Raw genomic sequence first — 18,886 nt, 5'->3', positions numbered from 1 at the left:
GGCAATCGTGAATCGGCAATCGGCAATCTTTTGCTGCGGGCCGCTTGCTTCGCAATAATAATGACAAACACTAAATTCCGAATACTATGGCAGAGAATGCATATGACGCGATTGTGGTAGGCAGTGGCATCAGCGGCGGCTGGGCAGCCAAAGAGCTTTCTGAAAAAGGGTTGAAAGTATTAATGCTGGAACGTGGTAATGATATTAAACACGTGAAAGATTATAAAAATGCCACAAAGAATCCCTGGGAATTTCCACACCGGGGCGGCAAGACGCAGGAGATGATCAAGGAGTATCCTGTATTGAACCGGGACTATCCCCTGAATGAAACCAACCTGGATTATTGGACCAATGAAAAGGACTGTCCCTATACAGAAACCAAAAGATTTGACTGGTTCCGGGGCTATCATGTAGGCGGCCGTTCACTGATGTGGGGAAGGCAAAGCTACCGCTGGAGTGATTTTGACTTTGAAGCGAATGGAAAAGAAGGCATTGGAGTAGACTGGCCGATCCGTTATAAAGACATTGCTCCCTGGTATGACCACGTAGAAAAATTTGCCGGCATCAGCGGTAACCGGGATGGCATTCCACAATTGCCGGACGGGCAATTCCAGCCTCCGATGGACCTGAACTGTGTAGAAAAAGATGTAGCAGCACGTATTAAAGAACATTATAAAGGTCAGCGCTTGCTGACGATCGGCCGTGTGGCCAATATCACCAAGCCTTTGCCGGGACGTACGAACTGCCAGTACCGCAATAAATGCTGGCTGGGTTGTCCGTTTGGCGCTTATTTCAGTACGCAATCATCTACCTTACCGGCAGCCCTGGCTACGGGCAATCTGACGCTGCGTCCTTTCTCGATCGTGACGAAGGTATTGTATGATAAGGACACGAAGAAAGCAAAGGGTGTAGAGATCGTGGATGCAGAAACGAATAAGACTGTTGAGTATACTGCCAAAGTGATCTTCCTGTGTGCTTCGGCTATGAATAGCACCTGGGTGTTGTTCAACTCTGCTACGGATGTATGGCCGGGCGGTTTGGGCAGCAGCAGCGGAGAACTGGGACATAACCTGATGGATCACCACTTCCGCATAGGGGCTTCGGGCACGGTAGAAGGATATGATGATAAATATTATTTCGGCAGAAGACCTACAGGGTTTTATATTCCGCGTTTCCGCAACCTGTTTGGCGAAAAAAGGGATTACCTGCGTGGCTTTGGTTACCAGGGTGCTGCCAGCCGGGAAGGTTGGGGCCGTAATGTAGCTGAGCTGGGCATTGGTGCTGAACTGAAAGAAGCATTAACAGAACCAGGTGCCTGGACGATTGGTATGACGGCTTTTGGTGAAGTATTGCCTTATCATGACAACAAAATAACGCTCGATAAAAGTGTGAAGGATAAATGGGGTCTTCCGGTCCTGAATGTTGATGCGGAGATCAAAGAGAACGAGCAAAAGATGAAGAACGACATGGAGCAGGACGGTATAGAAATGCTGGAAGCCGCCGGTGTAAAGAATGTGCATGGCTTTAGAGGTGATTACTCCCTGGGCATGGGTATCCATGAAATGGGTACGGCCCGCATGGGGAAAGATCCCAAAACCTCGGTATTGAATAGTCATAACCAGGTGTGGGATTGTAAGAATGTATTTGTAACGGATGGAGCCGCCATGACGTCGGCAGCTTGTGTAAACCCTTCTCTTACTTATATGGCTTTAACGGCCAGAGCAGTGGATTTTGCCGTGAGTGAACTCAAGAAAGGAAATCTGTAACCCTATAAACGCTTTATAAATTTAATCTATGCCCGGGGATACCACGAATGTTAACATTAATAATAAGGCCACAGCACAAAACACCTATGACGCTATCGTAGTAGGCAGTGGGATCAGCGGAGGCTGGGCCGCCAAAGAACTTTGTGAAAAAGGATTGAAAACATTGTTGCTGGAGCGCGGCCGCGATGTGGTGCACATTAAAGATTATACAGATACTGAGAAAGCTCCCTGGGAGTTGCCGCACCATGGCAATCTTACGCAGGCGGACCGTGAGAACAGCCCCATCCAAAGTAAGTGTTATGCTTTTAATGAGGTATCGAAGAAGTTCTTTGTCAATGATGTTGAAAATCCTTACAACCAGGTAAAGCCTTTTAGCTGGATACGCGGTTATCATGTAGGCGGACGTTCGCTGATGTGGGGCCGTCAGAGCTACCGGTGGAGTGATATTGATTTCAGCGCAAACGGGAAAGACGGCCATGGCGTAGACTGGCCCATTCGCTATAAGGATATGGAGTCGTGGTATAGTTATGTAGAAAAATTTGCCGGTATCAGTGGAGCAAAGGATGGATTGCCTCAATTGCCGGATGGCGAATTTCTACCAGCAATGGAAATGAACTGTGTGGAAAAACATGTAGCTGCCAGGATCAAGGAGCGTTTCAAAGAACGTGCGATGATCATTGGCCGTACGGCAAACCATACTGCCAAGGTGGGAGACCGTGGCCCGTGTCAATACAGGAGTAAATGCCAGGAAGGTTGTCCTTTTGGTGGTTATTTCAGCAGTAATTCGGCCACATTGCCCGCAGCGAGGAAAACGGGGAACCTTACGCTACGTCCCTACTCTATTGTATTGGAAGTGATCTATGATAAGGATACGAAGAAAGCCAAAGGGGTCAGGATCATGGATTCAGAAACACTGAAGACAGAAGAATATTATGCCAGGATCGTATTCCTGAATGCTTCTACGCTGGGAACTACGTTTGTGTTGCTGAACTCTGTTTCGGAAGTGTTTCCTAATGGCCTGGGTAATACGAGTGAGCAGATCGGTCACAACCTGATGGACCACCATTACGGTGTAGGAGCCAGTGGGAATATAGAAGGTTTTGAAGACAAGTATACTTTTGGCCGCCGGCCGAATGGTATTTATGTGCCCCGGTTCCGTAATATCAGTGAACAGACGATGCGCACGGATTATGTTCGGGGCTTTGGCTACCAGGGTGGCGCCAGTCGTGGCCGGGCGCGTGGACATGATGGCATTGGTGAAGACCTGAAGGATAGTTTATTGGAACCTGGCGAATGGTCAATGGGCATAGGATCCTGGGGTGAGCACTTGCCGTATTATGACAATAAAGCAACGCTGAACAAAGACAAGAAAGATAAATGGGGATTGCCCACGCTGGATATTGATTGTGAGTTTAAGGAGAATGAGATGAAAATGCGGGAGGATATGAAGGCCTCTGCGGTAGAAATGCTGGAGGCGGCAGGCGTCAAAAATGTAAAAGCCTACGACAATGCACCTCCTCCCGGATTTTGTATCCATGAAATGGGTACGGCCCGTATGGGAAAAGACCCGAAGACATCGGTACTGAACAAATGGAACCAGATGCATGATGTACAGAATGTATTTGTAACGGATGGCTCCTGTATGGCGTCTTCGGCTTGTCAAAATCCGTCGCTTACTTATATGGCATTGACTGCCCGTGCGGCGGATCATGCAGTGAGTGAGTTGAAGAAAGGAAATTTGTAATTTTTGCACTTTATTTAAAATCATAGTATATGAACAGAAGAGAAGCCGTATCAAGGGTAGCCCTTTTATTGGGCGGCACTGTTATCGGAGCTGAGTTTTTTCTGTCGGGCTGTAAGGCCAGTGATAAAAAAACGGCCGCCACACTGGATTTCAAACCAGAAGACATCGCTTACCTGGATGAGATCGCAGAAACGATTATCCCCACAACGGATACACCCGGCGCGAAAGCTGCAGGGGTAGGTACCTTCATGACAGTGATGGTGAAAGATTGTTATACTGAAAAGGACCAAAAGATCTTCCTGGAAGGCATGACGAAACTAGATGAAGCCTCCCGCAAGATGCACTCTACCGCTTTCATGAGTGCTACACCAGAGCAGCGCAAGGCCTTATTGATCACGCTTGATACAGAGCAGAAGGATTATAATAAGAATAAAAAGAAGGAAGACCCTGCCCATTACTTCACTCAACTGAAGCAGTTGACCTTGCTGGGTTATTTCACCTCAGAAATAGGCGCTACGAAAGCCTTGCGCTACGAGGCTATTCCGGGACGGTACGATGGCTGTATGCCGTACAAGAAAGGAGATAAGGCCTGGGCGACCTAGGAGTTACGGGTTTCGAGTTCTGGGTTTCGGGTTCTTCAGCGCGGCCACACGGTTTGAATGGCTGGGAGAACCTGATCTTTGACTATTATTCATTCACACCAACCTTGCTCTGTACCATGAGTTACAACAGGAGACAATTTTTGAAGACAGGGGGCGTATTTGCTTCCGCGCTGGCAATGGGTTCTACTACAGACCTTTTTGCAGCCTATAAACCACTTAAGCAATTCGGATTACAACTGTATACGCTTCGTGATGAGCTGCCCAAGGACCCACAGGGTGTTCTGAAGCAGGTAGCTTCCTTTGGCTACAAGCAAATTGAAGGATATGAAGGCTCCAAGGGCATTTACTGGGGTATGTCGAACAAAGAATTTAAAAAGTTTGCAGACGACCTGGGTATCACTATGATCTCTACGCATTGCGATATCAATACGAATTTTGAGCGGAAGGCGGCAGAAGCAGGCGAGATCGGGATGAAATACCTGATCAGCCCCTATATTGGCCCTCAGAAAACACTGGACGACTATAAGAAATTTGCAGACAAATTCAATAGCCTGGGTGATATCTGTAAGAAGAACGGGTTGCGGTTTGCCTATCATAACCATGGCTATACTTTTACGGCGCAGGATGGTGTAATGCCGCAGGATACGCTGATGCAGCATACGAATCCGGATACGGTAGATTTTGAGATGGATATTTACTGGGTAGCTACTCCGGGCGAAGACCCCATTGCCTGGTTAAAAAAATACCCCAAACGTTTCCGCCTATGCCATGTAAAAGACAGGCAGAAAGGCGCGAACCCCACGCAGCATGATGCTTCTGTAGACCTGGGAACGGGTTCTCTTGACTTCACTAAAATACTAAAGGAGGCCAGGAAGCAGGGTATGGAATATTATATTGTGGAACAAGAACGCTACGAAGGAACTACACCGCTGAAAGCAGCTGCAACAGATGCTGTGTATATGAAGAAACTGAGCATTTAATGAATCGCAGATCCGGTGGACTATTCCATGGATTGCGCGGATATATAAAAGCTGCCTTGGTCGGGTTGAACTGGCTGAGGCAGCTTTTTTTGATTGGACGCTTGCTTCGATAGCGGATTCTGTAGTAACTTACTGTAATAATTAACTGTATGAGAACCTTATTGACAGCTGTCTGCCTGCTTTGTTTTCTACCCATGGTCACGCTGGCCCAATCGGCAGACGAAAAGATCATCCGTCAAACATTACATGATCAAACGGAGGCCTGGAATAAAGGGGACCTGGAAGCCTTTATGAAAGGTTATTGGAATGACGACTCGTTGATGTTTGTGGGTAAGAACGGTGTTACGTATGGCTACCAAAACACGCTTGCCAATTACAAGAAAAACTATAATGGCCCGGATCAGATGGGTACGCTGACGTTCAACCTGATCAAGGTAGAGCGGCTGAGCCCGGAATATTATTTTGTGGTGGGGAAGTGGCACCTGAAACGAAATGCGGGTGATGTGAGTGGTCATTATAACCTGCTGTTCCGTAAAATAAAGGGAACCTGGGTGATCATTACCGATCACAGCAGCTAGGAAATAAAATAAATTTATGCACCAAGGAGCAGGACTTCATTCTTCCCTTTTCTATAACCGGTTATGGATAGCAAGCACAGGAATTCTTATCATTATTTATTTTGCCAACTGTTTTACTCCATTTCGGCTCACCAATGATACAGTAAGGTATTTTACCCTACTAGAAGACCTCCAGGGAACATTGCCTGCAGGATTTGAAAAGCCAGCTGATTTTTTACCTTTTGGGTATGTTTATTTTCTGGCAGGCTTATCAACCCTTCATCTCTTAACGCCTTTTGGTATTGGATTCTTTCAATTATTGTACTTATGCGGCAGCCTTTATTTTGTAAAAAAGCTTTTTGGGGCTTCTATTAAAATATGGCCCTTTGTTTTTTTAACGCTGCTAAACTGGACCACGCTTAAACTTACTATTACTCCGCTTTCGGAGATGCAGTTCCTGTTTTTCTCAACAGCGGCTCTTTATTGCTACCAGTCATTTATGAAGCAAAGAAAAGCAGGGTTCCTGATCCTGACAGTAATGCTATGCCTTGTTTGTTTTATTACCCGCACTGCAGGTATCGGGCTGGTGCTGGCATTAATTGTTTCCTTTTTGATCAGCAGCAGAAAAAAACTGATGGCATGGTCCCGGCAGCAGCCGTTTTATGCAGTACTGGTGATTATTATTGCGTGCTCGCTGTTGGGTTTCCTGGTAACAAGACCCAAGTTCATTATCTATTTATCTTATTTTTTAGGGCCGCTCCTGCGTGATCCTGCCACCTTTTTCAGCCAAAATGTGCGTTTGCATCTTGTAGACTGGGCTGAGCTTTTTATTAATATACCGATATCAAAAACAGGCTTCCTGGTTTCACCGGTAGTAGCGGAGATCTTTTATATACTCACCGGGCTATTTTTCCTGGGCCTGCTGACTGTGAGATTGATCAGGAATCATAGGATGATCCCCTTGCCTGTTATCGTGTACCTGATCATTTATACGCTTTTGATCTTTAACTGGCCATTTTTTGAAGCCCGGTTCTGGTTTCCGCTGGTGCCTTTGCTGGCGGCCATCCTGGTTCAGCAAGGGAAGGAAAGCAAACCCTTGTACCAAAAGGCAAGGATGAGTTATCTACTTTATTATGTAGCTACCGGGATTTTTGTGTTGGGCTATTATTCCCGGATGTCATTTGACCGACCCTACCTGGTAAAAAAACATGATGCTGGTAAATGGCAGGCTGAGTATGAAGATCATTTCGGGATAAAAAGAGTAAGTGATTCTTCGGCGGTTAATAAGAAAGCGATATACCTGCTTAATAAATATGATTAACCTCCAGCCTATAATTTTATCCATGTGGGAACTTCTTCTTCCAGATGCGGAGATTGACCCAGATGAGGCCAGCCAGGCTGATGGCCATCCAACTATAGAAGATAATATTGCTGGTATGGAGTCCATTTTCGGGCACCATTAATCCTGCATAGGTACCGATACCAATAGTGCTCACCAGCCATACCAATCCCAGGGAGAGTGACCATACTACCCTTCGCAGGAAATCCCGGGGATCATCTTCTGCATAGCCCATGGAATAAAATTACGAATTAGTCTATTAATAAGCTCCTGAACTCGGTGGAGTCGCCATTGAATACATTGAAATCTACTTTATACAGAATACCGTTTACATGGCCCTGTTCGCTGTGTTGCCAGAAATGCCAGTCGCGATAAATACGGGGTTTTTCTTTTTGCAGGTAGTGGGCTACCCAAAGGGGGTAGTGATCAAATTCATCCTTTAGTATCTGCTTGTAAAAATCCACATTGGTATACAGGATGGGCTTTACGCCGTAATAGTTCTCTATGGTTTCCAGGAACTCTTTTACACGCTGGCGCAGTTTATCGGACTTGACGCCGTAGGATTGTTCTACATCCAGTACAGGGGGCAGGTCGCCCGGCTGCAACTCCACGGTGGAGATGAAGTTCTCGGCCTGTGTTTTCCCGCTTTTTGTGGCAATGAAAAAATGGTAGGCCCCACGGGTAACACCAGCCTCTTTGGCCTTTTTCCAATTGCGCTTAAAACAGCGGTCCTCATTGCCGTTGCCCTCGGTGGCTTTGATGAATGCAAAGCCGATCTGCACATCTTCTACCTTCATGTCCTTTACACTTTCCCAGTCAACGGTTTCCTGGTATTTGGATACATCGATGCCATGAATGCCGTAATTGGTAGGGATTTCGATGCCAAAAGCCTGGTATCGTACAAAGTGAGCCCTGCGGGCGAGCCACCATTCATACACCTGAAAACCCAGCATGACGAGTATACCTGCCAGTACCAGGGAAATAAGGATCTTCCAGCCGATATTTGTTTTTTTGTTGTCTGCCATTCCTGCGGTTGCAAATATAGTAGTCAGCATTTCTTTTTCGATGGATTATTCCCTTGAAGAAATCATAAACTGTGATACAGCGGTGTTTATCGCAGGATTTTCCGGGTAATATTAATTGTTTCCCCACTTTTTAGCCGCAGGTAATAAATGCCTTTTGCCAGGGCCTGCACAGGTATCTGAAGTTGTTCATCGCGCCCGGACAAAGGTATTTCCTTATAAAATATTTTCTGGCCGAGGGAGTTGTACAACCAAATGGCTATTTTTTTCTCCTGAGGGTTGTTTAAAGTAATATTTACTATATCAGGCGCCGGATTGGGGTATATTTTCAGGTCATTGATGGTGGTTCCTGCCGGTATTTTTTGGGAGGTCTTTACTTTTGAAAGGATCCACCGCTTGGGATCTATGATCACTGTATCCACTACGAAACCGGGATTGACCCAAAGTTCCTGTCCACTGTACCGGTGATCCATTGTAATGATGGTATCCCTGGTGGCGCCATGCAATTGCAGCATTACGGGCATCTCATAGAAGGAAACAGAAGGGTGCGAGGTGGTTTGGTTTAGTGACAGCTTTACCCATTGATTCACATTCTGGGTCCAGTTGAGCTGGTAATTGGGATATCCTTCTCCATATACCCACTTCCTGAAAAAAGTGGAAAGGTCTTTACCGGATTCAGCCTCCAGGTTGCGTTGCAGATCAGCAGTACGGGCATAGCCATAACGGATGGCGGGATCATTGAGGTACCGGCGTACGCCCCGGTAAAAAGCGGAGTCGCCCATGATACCACGTAACATGTACAGCACATAAAACCCTTTATTGTAGCTAAGGCGACTACTAAAGATGCGGGCAGAACTGGTAGTATCGGGAACAAATACAGAACCGTCGGGTGCGGAAGTAATGCCATTAATCATGATCTGTAGTCCGGTAGGTACGTAAGAAGGGGTAGTAATTTCTGTATATAAATGCTGGCAATAGGTGGCAAAGCCTTCGTTTAACCAAATATCGCTCCAGCTGGCGCAGGTAACTTTATCGCCAAACCACTGATGGCCCAGTTCATGTGCAATGAGTGAGAAGCCAAAGGAGCCCATAAAGCTATTGGTCTGGTGTTCCATTCCGCCGCCATAGCCGCACTGGGTGTGGCCGTACTTCTCCCTGATGAACGGGTATTCACCAAAAAGCGGGCTAAACATCTGCAGCGCATTTTTTGTGTATACTTCAGACCCTGAATAGTTTGTCTCCGGATAAAAATAACTTTTTAAAGGCATGGTTTTTCCGTTGATGGTAACGGTACTTTCCCAAACCATATAATTGGTAACTGCCAGGGCCACAAGGTAGGATGCGATCGGATACCGGTGCTGGAACTGTGTAATGCGATTATCGCCACTGACTTCTTCCCGAACGACTATTCCGTTGGACGATGCGGTATATTGTTTAGGGCAGGTAACTATAATATCAATGGAATCGGCTTTGTCGTTGAGGCCATTTTTACAGGGCCACCAGTCCCTGGAACCAAATGGTTCTGAAAGTGTCCAGATGACAGGGGTACCAGCGTGGGCACTTTTTACAAAAGAGGCTGTATTGGCGGGATCGGGTATGCCCTGGTAATAAATACTGATAGAGTCCGGGGTATCCTTATTCAATAACGTGGGGAAATTAATGATCAGGGCATGTTCGGACGTTTGCTGAAAAGTTATTTTTTGGGTATGGTACAGCACGCTATCTACGGTTAGTTGCTGTAAAAGGTCCCAGGTAATGGAGCTGGTACTTTCAGTGATGCGGAAGTAAGAAGTTATTTTACCGGTGATGTATTTCACAGCCGGGTCTACCTGCCATTCACATCGATAGTAATTTACATTGAAATTATTGGAGGCTACTGTAGCAGACACGCTATTGTCGCCCTGCAGGTCCCTGAAACGTTGAAAAGCCCTGGCTTCATCGGCTGCAATGGCATCAGTTTCGGTAACCAGGGAAGCACCGGGAAGGGGAAGCTGGGCTTTAGCCGCCGATGCTGCCAAAAAAAGAAACAGGTATATTTTTTTCATAGCCTATCAGGAATAAAAGTTACGATCTACAGGCCGCCCCGGATTTACAAACATTCTCACAATTTAAACGTTACAGAGCTATAAAACATTGCACATTAAGCAGGTATCACTATTTTTACCATATTAATGCCCGCATTTAACTGGCACGATAGTATCAATCTAATGTCTAAGCTTACCTTTCGCCGCGTGTGGAATGCGGGTAAGGTATTGAGTAGCTATTATTTAAGTAAGTGGACGCGCAAACCTGTCCAGTGGGGATACCCGGTATCCATTTCTTTCGAACCCACCACTTCCTGCAATCTGCGTTGCCCGGAATGCCCGAGCGGATTGAGGGCTTTTACACGGCCTACAGGTATGTTGCAGAAGAACTTTTTCCGGGATACGATCGACCAGCTTTCATCGGACCTGCTGTACCTGATCTTTTACTTCCAGGGGGAGCCTTATCTGAACCCGGATTTTCTGGACATGGTGAAGTATGCTTCACAAAAAGGGATCTATACGGCTACCTCTACGAATGCGCATTACCTGAATGATGCCAATGCCCGGAGAACGGTGGAAAGCGGACTTGACCGGCTGATCATTTCGATTGATGGCACTACGCAGGATGTATACCAGGCGTACCGGGTGGGGGGAAAACTGGAAAAGGTGCTGGCAGGAGCCCGCAATATTATGAAGTGGAAGAAGGAGTTGAAAAGTAATACGCCTTTCGTGTTCTTCCAGTTTCTGGTAGTAAAGCCCAATGAGCACCAGATCGAAGATGTAAAGCGACTGGCCGCAGAGATAGGCGTAGATGATGTGCGTTTTAAAACGGCCCAGGTATACGATTATGAACAGGACCCTAATAACCTTATTCCCACACTGGATAAATATAGCCGTTACCGCAAGAATGAAAAAGGAGAGTTTGCCTTTAAGAATTCTCTTCAAAACCACTGCTGGCGGCTATGGCATGCCACAGTGATCAGCTGGGACGGACTGGTGGTACCTTGTTGTTTTGATAAAGACGCTCAACACACACTGGGCGATCTGAAAGGAAGGAGCTTTAAAGAAGTCTGGCATAGTGATACCTATGTGAACTTCCGCCGGCAAATATTACAAAGCCGCAAAAACATTGACATCTGCGCCAATTGCAGTGAAGGAACGAAAGTCTGGAGCGACTAGGTGTTTTTAATTCCCTACCCTCTTTTAACACCCTTGAATTAATTTGCCTATGGCTTTGTCTGTTGCTATTACTACACGACTTCAATATCAACACGAATCGATACAGGAACTAATAGCAGGGCTTTCAGAACAGGAACTGAAGCAGCGCGTACAACCGGATAAATGGAGTGCCTTTGAACAAATTGCTCATCTTACGGCTTACCAACCCCTCTTCCTGAAGCGCTTATACAAGATAGTGCAGGAAGACAGTCCCGGCTTCGACCGCTATGTGGCCGAGCAGGATGAAGACTTTCCTGCAATGCTGCAAAAACCCCTGATGACCTTACTGGAGGAGCTTGCTGCTCTGCGGCTTATTATTTGCAAATACCTAACGGATATGCCGGATGAGGTATTGCAGCGAAGAGGCAGGCACCCCAAGTATGGCTTGCTTACCATACCGGAATGGTCCAATTTTTTCCTGCTGCATGAAGCGCATCATCTTTATCATGTGTTTATGCTGACCCGGGAGCTGCGGCTTCAGCAACCGTAAAATAACTACTTTTACAACCCAACTACTGATGCAATATGAGTATAGAAAATGATATACAGCAAGCGAAGTTTCGTAATGAACACCACAAGGTATCGGTGAATCTCATCTATACGTGTAACTGGCTGATGGAAAAACACAAGCATTTTTTTGACAATGCTGATATTACACCACAACAGTATAATATACTGCGTATTCTGCGTGGCGCAGGCACACCACTCTCTACCTTGCAGATAAGGCAGCGTATGCTGGATAAAATGAGTGATACCAGCCGGATCGTAGACAGGCTGGTAAAAAAGGAACTGGTACAAAAAGTGATCTGTAAAACTGACCGCCGGCTGGTAGATGTAACAATATCTGAGAAAGGAATGAGTTTATTGGAAGGAATGGATGGCCATAATGATCAAATGGACGCCTCTGTGGGAGCACTTAGTACCGAAGAGGCCGCCACGCTGAATGGCCTGCTGGATAAAATAAGAGGTTAGTTAATCCGAAATATGAAACAACAATTTTTGACTTTTGCTGCCTGTCTGTGGGCATCGGTTACGGCGTTTTCACAACCGACGTATGAGTTCCGGGGAGCATGGATCGCTACGGTAGACAATATTGACTGGCCCAGCAAGGGAAACTTTAACACGGCTTTACAAAAGGCAGAATTTATAGCCCAACTGGACATGCACAAGCGCAATGGCCTGAACGCTATGATCGTGCAAATAAGACCTGCCACAGATGCCTTTTATCCTTCTCCCCATGAGCCCTGGAGCGAGTGGCTTACCGGCAAGCAGGGCAAGGCGCCTTCGCCTTATTATGATCCCTTACAATTTATGATCGAAGAAACGCATAAGCGTGGCATGGAATTCCATGCCTGGTGCAACCCTTACCGGGCTGAATTCCTTATTGGGAAATCTTCGATCGCCGCTAACCATGTCACCAAATTACATCCGGACTGGTTTTTGGCTTATGGCGGCAAGCGTTATTTTGATCCGGGCAATAAGGAGGCACAGGAGTTTGTGGTGAAGGTGATCCGGGATGTGGTGCACCGCTATGCGGTTGATGCCATTCATTTTGATGATTATTTTTATCCTTACCGCATTGCGGGCAAGGAATTCCCGGATAATAAAAGCTTTGCAAAATACGGGAATGGCCTGGACAAGGAGGATTGGAGAAGAAGCAATGTGGACTCCATTATAGTGAAACTAGCCAAGGCCATCAAGGAAGAAAATAAATATTGCCGGTTTGGTATTTCGCCCTTTGGGGTTTGGCGCAACCAGCGTGATGACCCGGAAGGAAGCGCTACCACAGCAGGGCAAACAAACTATGATGACCTGTATGCTGATATCCTGCTTTGGCTGGAAAACGGATGGATCGATTATGTAGCACCTCAGTTATATTGGGAGTTTGGCCATAAGGCAGCGCCCTATGAAGTGTTGCTGGACTGGTGGAGCAAGCATACGTATGGAAGACATTGTTATATCGGGCTGGCGCCCTACCGGGCCAACAGCAATGCGATATGGCGTGATAAATCGCTGCTGCCCCGGCAAATAGCTGCGCTTCGTACTTACCCGGAGATACAGGGGGCTATTTATTTCAGCAGTACTTCATTTGTAAGAAATCCGAATGGATGGAGTGATAGCCTGCGGTTGAATTATTACAAAGAACCGGCACTGATACCAGGCATGAGCTGGATAGACTCTCTGCGGCCGGTATCGCCTTCGGTAAAGTCTTTTACGGTAGTGGACAGTTCCACCTTTGATATTACAGTGGTCAAGTCGGCACTGGAGAAAAGAAATCTCAGATCTTTCAAAGCATACCTGAGTGCGGATACCACGGAAGCTTTCATCAATTTTTATAGCGTTAAACTGATCGATACGAAGCCAGGCGGAGATTCCTGTGTGTTCCGTATCCAACTGCCTGCAGATAAACGATATGCAGGTATTTACCTCACCACTTTGGATGAGCAGGGAAATGAAAGTTTGCCGTATGCAGACTGGCCGGTGCCGCTGCGTTTTGAGAAGCTGGAAAATGAGGCGTGGATAGTGAGATAAGAGTTTAGGGTTTGGAGTTTTAGGTTTCGGGTTGCTGCCGCGACCTTTGCTGGTTGACTAAAGGCTAGCTCTGTGGCCCGTAAAACGACAAGGTTAGGGTGGCCCGGGATTTTTTTTACCTTTGGGGCAATATTTTGCAATTATAAAACTAGTTATATGCCTGGTTATGAATTATTTGGTGCTTCAGAGCGCAAACATGTGAATGATGTAATGGAAACGGGAATCCTGATGCGGTATGGTTTTGACGGACCGCGCAAGGGTATCTGGAAAGCGAAGGAACTGGAGCAGGCAATCAATAATGTATTTGGATCGAAGTATGCCCAGCTGGTTTCCAGCGGCACGGCAGCGCTTACCACAGCACTCAGTGCGCTGGGTATTGGTTATGGGGATGAGGTGATCATGCCTTCTTTCACTTTTGTAGCGAGCTTTGAGGCTGTACTGAGTGTTGGCGCGGTACCGGTGATGGTAGATATAGATGATACCCTTACGCTGGACCCGGAGGCGGTGCGCAAAGCGATCACGCCTCAAACCAAATGTATTATGCCGGTGCATATGTGCGGCAGCATGGCAGACCTGGATGCATTGCAGGCTATTTGCAAGGAACACAAGCTAATCTTACTGGAAGACGCCTGCCAGAGCATTGGGGCCCGGTATAAAGGGAAGTACCTGGGCACGATCGGAGATGCCGGCACTTTTTCTTTTGACTTTGTAAAGACGATCACCTGTGCAGAAGGCGGGGTAGTATTGACAAACCGCGAAGATGTTTATATCAGCAGTGATGGCTATAGTGATCATGGTCATGATCACAAAGGAGTAGACCGTGGTGCGGACCTGCATCCTTTTATCGGCTATAACTACCGCATTTCAGAGCTGCATGCTGCTGTGGGCCTGGCCCAGGTGCAAAGGCTGCAGGAGTTCCTGGCTACCCAACGCAAGAACCATGGAGCGCTGAAGGCTATTTTAGCGCAGGTACCTGAGATCAGTTTCCGCCGTATCCCTGATCCATCCGGCGACAGCTGTACTTTCATCAGCTGGTTCCTCCCTTCACAAGAAATTACGGAAGCAGTAGTAGCTGAATTGAAAGCGCAGAACGTGCTGGCGGGGAATTTCTACTGGTTCAATAACAACTGGCATTATATCCGCAAATGGGATCACCTGAAGCAATCCCTGACACTGAACGCGCTGCATCCTGATCTGAAAGCAGCCGTAATACACCATGCCACCAAGGATTTTGCAGCGAGTGATGCTATTATGAACCGTTGTATTTCTACGGCTATCAGTTTGACCTGGACGGAAGAGCAGATCAAAGAGAAAGGAGAAAAGATCGTGCAAGCGGTGAAAAAGGTGCTGGCGCAGCAGAAAGCGACTGTATAGTAGTGAGTGGCGAGTCGTGCGTGGGGCAATACAATAAAAATGGTGAGCCGCCTGAAAAAGGCGACCCACCATTTTTATTTGCCTTCGAGGTAGTTGCAATCATTTAGTGAGCCCAGCCGGAAGCGCAGGGGCAGCCCGGAGGTTTTTTCCAGGTGGAGCTCCTGCCGGCAAAAGAAGCCAAAATGTTGTGTATAGAAATCATGGCTGATGGATGAAACGGGCAGTACGGGCTTGCCGGGCAGCGGAGGCCATGCCAGTTCCCTGGCCGCAAAGGCACTGCTGGTATCAACAACCAGGGTCAATTTGTTAAAATGCCCGGAGCCTGTAATGTACCATGGTATTTGTCCGTTGGCTGAAACAGTTGCTGGCACTGCCATTGAAGGCAGCCGCGGCGGATTTTGCTGGGCCTCTAACATTAACATTTTTAAAGAAAATGTCAGGGCAACAATAATTTTATAAAATCGTTGGTCCACGTTCATTACATTTGTCCGTAAATTTACGGCCTGATTTTTGTGGTTGCCGCCGATTTTCCAAGTTTTTTGGCGACGGTGGATAAAAACCCCTGACGAACAATGGCACTGAGTCAAAGCTTACAACAAAAATTATTACAAAAGCTATCGCCCCAGCAAATTCAGTTAATGAAGCTGCTGCAGGTCCCTACTGCCAACCTGGAAGAACGGATCAAAGAAGAACTGGAAGAGAATCCGGCCCTGGAGGTTTCGGATGAAGATCATGATGACCAATTTGATACGGAAACCAAAGACGAGTTTGAGAGCTCAGACGATGATTTTGAGCCGGATGGGAGTGAAGATGAATATGACAACATCGATATCAGCGAATACGTAGGTGACGATGACGGGGAAATTGCTGAGTATAAGATGAAGGACGACAACTACCCGGAGGTGGATGACAACAAGGTCATTCCTTACCGGATCGAGACCTCTTTCCACGAGCACCTGCTGGAACAACTGGGCATGCTGAAGCTGGATGACCGGCAGCGCCGGATTGCCGAGCAGATCGTGGGCAGTATTGACGACGACGGGTATTTGCGGCGTGAATCATCGGCTATTGTGGACGACCTCGCTTTCCGGCAAAATATCGACAGTAATGAGCAGGAAGTAGAGAGTGTGATCCGGCTGATACAACAGTTTGACCCTCCCGGCGTAGGTGCACGCAACCTGCAGGAATGCCTGCTGCTGCAGCTACAACGGCAAAAAGTACAGGGGAAAAAAGTAGAAACGGCGATCGATGTGCTGACGAACTACTTCGATGAATTTACCAAAAAGCACTACGACAAGATACAACGGGGACTGAACCTGAGCGATGACGGATTGAAGGACGTGATCGGCCATATCATCCGGCTTACACCCAAGCCGGGGGGCAATCATGGCGATATCAATAAAGCTGAAAGCTATGTGGTACCGGATTTCTTCATTTTCAATAATGGGGGTAAACTGGAACTAACGCTCAACTCGAAGAATGCACCTGATCTCCGCATCAGCGAGGGGTACCGGGATATGCTGAAGGAGTACGACAAGGGAAGTAAGAAAGATAAGCGGCAGAAGGAAGCGGTAATATTCATTAAGCAAAAGATAGATGCCGCCAAATGGTTTATTGACGCCATCAAACAAAGGCAGCATACGCTGACCAGTGTGATGGAAACGATCATGGACTACCAGCGGGACTTCTTTCTTACAGGCGATGAAACGACCTTAAGACCCATGATCCTGAAGGATATAGCTGAAAGGACAGGGTTGGACATCTCTACAGTGAGCCGGGTGGCCAACAGCAAGTTTGTACAAACGGAATTTGGCACCTACCGGCTGAAGTTCTTCTTTAGCGAATCATTGAGTACGGATAGCGGGGAAGAGGTGAGTACGCGTGAGGTGAAGAAAATATTAAGTGACCTGATCGAGGGAGAAAGTAAAAAGAAGCCGCTGAGTGATGAAAAATTAACGGACATGCTCCAGGAAAAAGGCTATAATATTGCACGACGAACTGTGGCCAAGTACCGTGAGCAACTGAATATCCCGGTGGCGAGGCTGCGCAAAGAATTATAATGGAAAATATCAGTCTCCCAACGCCTTCACTGAATGGCGGTGATCGTTCCGGGCAGCCAGTTGTATTTCGCTTGCTGGCGCATCTTTTCTCCTATGTATTCCACCCGATACTGATCCCTACTTATGTAACGGCCTTCCTACTGTACATACACCCACTGGCATTTGCGGGGTATGGAGACCGGGATAAGTTCTTTGTGATGGCCGCTGTATTTTTCAGCAGTGGTTTTCTTCCTGCCTTTTCTGTATTGCTGATGAAGGGACTAGGATTTGTAGAATCGATGTTCCTGCGTACACAGCGTGAGCGCATTATTCCTTACGCGGCAGCTATTATCTTCTATTTCTGGATATGGTATGTTTTTAAGAATCAACAGAGAACACCTCTCTTCTTTGTCCACTTTTTACTGGGCAGCTTCCTGGCAGTTTGTAGCGCCTGGATGTGGAATATCCGCCTGAAGGTAAGCATGCATGCCACTGCGGTTGGCGGCATGGTCATGTTCTTCCTTTTGATGATATTGTTCAGCCAGGAACCAACAGGTCAGTATTTCGCAGTTTCCCTATTGATCGCAGGTATCGTATGCACCTCCCGCCTGATCGTAAGTGATCATAGCAAGGAGGAGATCTACCTGGGCTTTTTTACGGGCGCAGCTTGTCAGCTGGTAGCCTGGTGGTTATAAAATAGAAAAGCCCAATCCTAGGGTACGAACCTATATTGAGCTTTCCCGCCTTCAAACCATCTGAAGTTCATGTCCAAACTAGCCGTTCAATATGTTGGACCTTGTCAGATAGGATCTTGCAGGATGGTAAATGAAAAGACAAGAACCATCCTTAATAGTATAAATTACCTGGTCTAATTCATTTACGGGAACCGCAGGGCATCCAAGGCTCCTGCCCGAAAATTCATTCTCTTTTAACCAGCGTTTTCCTACATAGGTAGAGCTATGGATCACAATCCTGCGTTCAAACGCTTTATCATTGATCCCTTGTTCCAGGCCGTCAATATTTAAGGAGAGACCGTTGGCTCCCTGGTAAGTATTGCGTGTAATATAAAATCCCAGGCTGCTTTTGTAGGATTCGGGCTTATTGGAAAATGACCAGGCAAACTCTTTACCGGACCGTTTTCCATGGGCCACATAAGTATTGATCAGTATTTTCTTGTGTGCCAGGTCAATTACATACAGGCGCTTCTTACGGGAGGACTGGCTGAAGTCGCATATAGACAACACACTGTCATTGGGAAGTACCTCATTTTTCACCAGCTTCTTATAGCCTTTAAGGGCATATTCCAACGCTTCCTTTCGAAGGCCAAGCTTTTGGAGGCGTAAACTATCGTATAGGAAAGCTGCTTCTTCACAAATAAGATCCTGGGCAGATTTGACAACGGTATTTGCCGGGGAGTTATAAAGTATTAATGGGGTGCGTGATTTAAAGCTTATATAATTTTCTTTATTGCTGCCAGACATAAACACCGGGCATATCACAAAAAAGAACAATAAGGCACCACTAAGTATAGATCGAATTGGACGGTACATGGGTTTAAGTTTTCACAGAGGCAACAGCCACTCTTCTTAAAAACAAACGGTCATACGAATTAATGTTCAATGACTGGTTGGGGTAAACCTGCATCCGGCTTCGGTTTGACCTGCATCAATTGTCGCCCGGCACATCGTC

At 46.8% G+C, this 18,886-nt stretch carries 18 protein-coding genes; 13 read left to right on the top strand and 5 right to left on the bottom strand.

Annotated features, from left to right (window positions below):
* Positions 1-86 precede the first annotated feature (86 nt).
* From D3H65_RS23570 to D3H65_RS33015, 6 genes are all read left to right on the top strand, one after another.
* The gene (locus D3H65_RS23570) at positions 87-1,766 is read left to right on the top strand and encodes a GMC oxidoreductase (RefSeq protein WP_119052667.1); all 1,680 of its coding nucleotides are present in this window, start codon (positions 87-89) and stop codon (positions 1,764-1,766) included.
* 28 nt (positions 1,767-1,794) lie between these two features.
* Positions 1,795-3,510 (top strand): GMC oxidoreductase, encoded by a 1,716-nt coding sequence (locus tag D3H65_RS23565; protein WP_119052666.1) that lies wholly within the window; start codon positions 1,795-1,797, stop codon positions 3,508-3,510.
* 29 nt (positions 3,511-3,539) lie between these two features.
* Positions 3,540-4,112, top strand: coding sequence for a gluconate 2-dehydrogenase subunit 3 family protein (locus D3H65_RS23560; RefSeq protein ID WP_119052665.1), 573 nt, complete (start codon positions 3,540-3,542; stop codon positions 4,110-4,112).
* 116 nt (positions 4,113-4,228) lie between these two features.
* Entirely contained in the window at positions 4,229-5,092 is an 864-nt protein-coding gene (locus D3H65_RS23555; RefSeq protein ID WP_119052664.1) for a sugar phosphate isomerase/epimerase family protein, read from the top strand.
* 149 nt (positions 5,093-5,241) lie between these two features.
* Positions 5,242-5,670 (top strand): YybH family protein, encoded by a 429-nt coding sequence (locus D3H65_RS23550; protein ID WP_119052663.1) that lies wholly within the window; start codon positions 5,242-5,244, stop codon positions 5,668-5,670.
* 478 nt (positions 5,671-6,148) lie between these two features.
* Complete coding sequence (locus D3H65_RS33015; RefSeq protein ID WP_162915785.1) at positions 6,149-6,970, top strand: hypothetical protein; 822 nt, start codon at positions 6,149-6,151, stop codon at positions 6,968-6,970.
* 16 nt (positions 6,971-6,986) lie between these two features.
* Here the strand turns inward: D3H65_RS33015 and D3H65_RS23540 are convergent, their stop codons facing one another.
* From D3H65_RS23540 to D3H65_RS23530, 3 genes are all read right to left on the bottom strand, one after another.
* The gene (locus tag D3H65_RS23540; RefSeq protein WP_119052661.1) at positions 6,987-7,223 is read right to left on the bottom strand and encodes a hypothetical protein; all 237 of its coding nucleotides are present in this window, start codon (positions 7,221-7,223) and stop codon (positions 6,987-6,989) included.
* A 16-nt stretch (positions 7,224-7,239) separates the two neighbouring features.
* The gene (locus tag D3H65_RS23535; RefSeq protein WP_119054628.1) at positions 7,240-8,013 is read right to left on the bottom strand and encodes a glycoside hydrolase family 25 protein; all 774 of its coding nucleotides are present in this window, start codon (positions 8,011-8,013) and stop codon (positions 7,240-7,242) included.
* Between the two features lie 86 nt (positions 8,014-8,099).
* Positions 8,100-10,055, bottom strand: coding sequence for a M1 family aminopeptidase (locus D3H65_RS23530; protein ID WP_119052660.1), 1,956 nt, complete (start codon positions 10,053-10,055; stop codon positions 8,100-8,102).
* Positions 10,056-10,217: 162 nt separating this feature from the next.
* On the opposite strand from D3H65_RS23530, the gene D3H65_RS23525 reads away from it, so the two are divergent.
* From D3H65_RS23525 to D3H65_RS23505, 5 genes are all read left to right on the top strand, one after another.
* Positions 10,218-11,213: a radical SAM/SPASM domain-containing protein gene (locus D3H65_RS23525; RefSeq protein WP_245999578.1), complete on the top strand. Its 996-nt coding sequence runs from the start codon at positions 10,218-10,220 to the stop codon at positions 11,211-11,213.
* A gap of 49 nt (positions 11,214-11,262) precedes the next feature.
* Entirely contained in the window at positions 11,263-11,742 is a 480-nt protein-coding gene (locus tag D3H65_RS23520) for a DinB family protein (protein WP_119052658.1), read from the top strand.
* 35 nt (positions 11,743-11,777) lie between these two features.
* On the top strand, positions 11,778-12,224 hold the full coding sequence (locus tag D3H65_RS23515) for a MarR family winged helix-turn-helix transcriptional regulator (RefSeq protein WP_119052657.1): 447 nt from the start codon (positions 11,778-11,780) through the stop codon (positions 12,222-12,224).
* Positions 12,225-12,236: 12 nt separating this feature from the next.
* On the top strand, positions 12,237-13,784 hold the full coding sequence (locus D3H65_RS23510; protein ID WP_119052656.1) for a glycoside hydrolase family 10 protein: 1,548 nt from the start codon (positions 12,237-12,239) through the stop codon (positions 13,782-13,784).
* Between the two features lie 156 nt (positions 13,785-13,940).
* Entirely contained in the window at positions 13,941-15,158 is a 1,218-nt protein-coding gene (locus D3H65_RS23505; RefSeq protein ID WP_119052655.1) for a DegT/DnrJ/EryC1/StrS family aminotransferase, read from the top strand.
* A 74-nt stretch (positions 15,159-15,232) separates the two neighbouring features.
* Here D3H65_RS23505 and D3H65_RS23500 read toward each other — a convergent pair whose 3' ends face one another.
* Entirely contained in the window at positions 15,233-15,574 is a 342-nt protein-coding gene (locus D3H65_RS23500; RefSeq protein WP_162915784.1) for a hypothetical protein, read from the bottom strand.
* Between the two features lie 156 nt (positions 15,575-15,730).
* Between D3H65_RS23500 and rpoN the strand changes: the two genes are divergently transcribed.
* Positions 15,731-17,218 (top strand): RNA polymerase factor sigma-54, encoded by a 1,488-nt coding sequence (rpoN, locus tag D3H65_RS23495; protein WP_119052653.1) that lies wholly within the window; start codon positions 15,731-15,733, stop codon positions 17,216-17,218.
* On the top strand, positions 17,218-17,892 hold the full coding sequence (locus D3H65_RS23490) for a hypothetical protein (protein ID WP_119052652.1): 675 nt from the start codon (positions 17,218-17,220) through the stop codon (positions 17,890-17,892). Before rpoN ends, D3H65_RS23490 begins: the two co-directional genes overlap by 1 nt.
* A gap of 78 nt (positions 17,893-17,970) precedes the next feature.
* Here D3H65_RS23490 and D3H65_RS23485 read toward each other — a convergent pair whose 3' ends face one another.
* A complete protein-coding gene (locus tag D3H65_RS23485) occupies positions 17,971-18,747 on the bottom strand; it encodes a murein L,D-transpeptidase catalytic domain family protein (protein WP_119052651.1) in 777 nt (258 codons plus the stop codon).
* Positions 18,748-18,886 lie beyond the last annotated feature (139 nt).

The organism is Paraflavitalea soli, assembly GCF_003555545.1.
GTDB lineage: Bacteria > Bacteroidota > Bacteroidia > Chitinophagales > Chitinophagaceae > Paraflavitalea > Paraflavitalea soli.
The sequence above is the reverse complement of the archived record's forward strand: the minus strand, read 5'-3'. Positions and strand labels throughout refer to the sequence as shown.

Coding starts and splice junctions, on each gene's coding strand:
- D3H65_RS23570 (WP_119052667.1), top strand. CDS start 87: ATGGCAGAGAATGCATATGACGCGATTGTGGTAGGCAGTGGCATCAGC.
- D3H65_RS23565 (WP_119052666.1), top strand. CDS start 1,795: ATGCCCGGGGATACCACGAATGTTAACATTAATAATAAGGCCACAGCA.
- D3H65_RS23560 (WP_119052665.1), top strand. CDS start 3,540: ATGAACAGAAGAGAAGCCGTATCAAGGGTAGCCCTTTTATTGGGCGGC.
- D3H65_RS23555 (WP_119052664.1), top strand. CDS start 4,229: ATGAGTTACAACAGGAGACAATTTTTGAAGACAGGGGGCGTATTTGCT.
- D3H65_RS23550 (WP_119052663.1), top strand. CDS start 5,242: ATGAGAACCTTATTGACAGCTGTCTGCCTGCTTTGTTTTCTACCCATG.
- D3H65_RS33015 (WP_162915785.1), top strand. CDS start 6,149: ATGAAGCAAAGAAAAGCAGGGTTCCTGATCCTGACAGTAATGCTATGC.
- D3H65_RS23540 (WP_119052661.1), bottom strand. CDS start 7,223: ATGGGCTATGCAGAAGATGATCCCCGGGATTTCCTGCGAAGGGTAGTA.
- D3H65_RS23535 (WP_119054628.1), bottom strand. CDS start 8,013: ATGGCAGACAACAAAAAAACAAATATCGGCTGGAAGATCCTTATTTCC.
- D3H65_RS23530 (WP_119052660.1), bottom strand. CDS start 10,055: ATGAAAAAAATATACCTGTTTCTTTTTTTGGCAGCATCGGCGGCTAAA.
- D3H65_RS23525 (WP_245999578.1), top strand. CDS start 10,218: ATGTCTAAGCTTACCTTTCGCCGCGTGTGGAATGCGGGTAAGGTATTG.
- D3H65_RS23520 (WP_119052658.1), top strand. CDS start 11,263: ATGGCTTTGTCTGTTGCTATTACTACACGACTTCAATATCAACACGAA.
- D3H65_RS23515 (WP_119052657.1), top strand. CDS start 11,778: ATGAGTATAGAAAATGATATACAGCAAGCGAAGTTTCGTAATGAACAC.
- D3H65_RS23510 (WP_119052656.1), top strand. CDS start 12,237: ATGAAACAACAATTTTTGACTTTTGCTGCCTGTCTGTGGGCATCGGTT.
- D3H65_RS23505 (WP_119052655.1), top strand. CDS start 13,941: ATGCCTGGTTATGAATTATTTGGTGCTTCAGAGCGCAAACATGTGAAT.
- D3H65_RS23500 (WP_162915784.1), bottom strand. CDS start 15,574: ATGTTAGAGGCCCAGCAAAATCCGCCGCGGCTGCCTTCAATGGCAGTG.
- rpoN (WP_119052653.1), top strand. CDS start 15,731: ATGGCACTGAGTCAAAGCTTACAACAAAAATTATTACAAAAGCTATCG.
- D3H65_RS23490 (WP_119052652.1), top strand. CDS start 17,218: ATGGAAAATATCAGTCTCCCAACGCCTTCACTGAATGGCGGTGATCGT.
- D3H65_RS23485 (WP_119052651.1), bottom strand. CDS start 18,747: ATGTACCGTCCAATTCGATCTATACTTAGTGGTGCCTTATTGTTCTTT.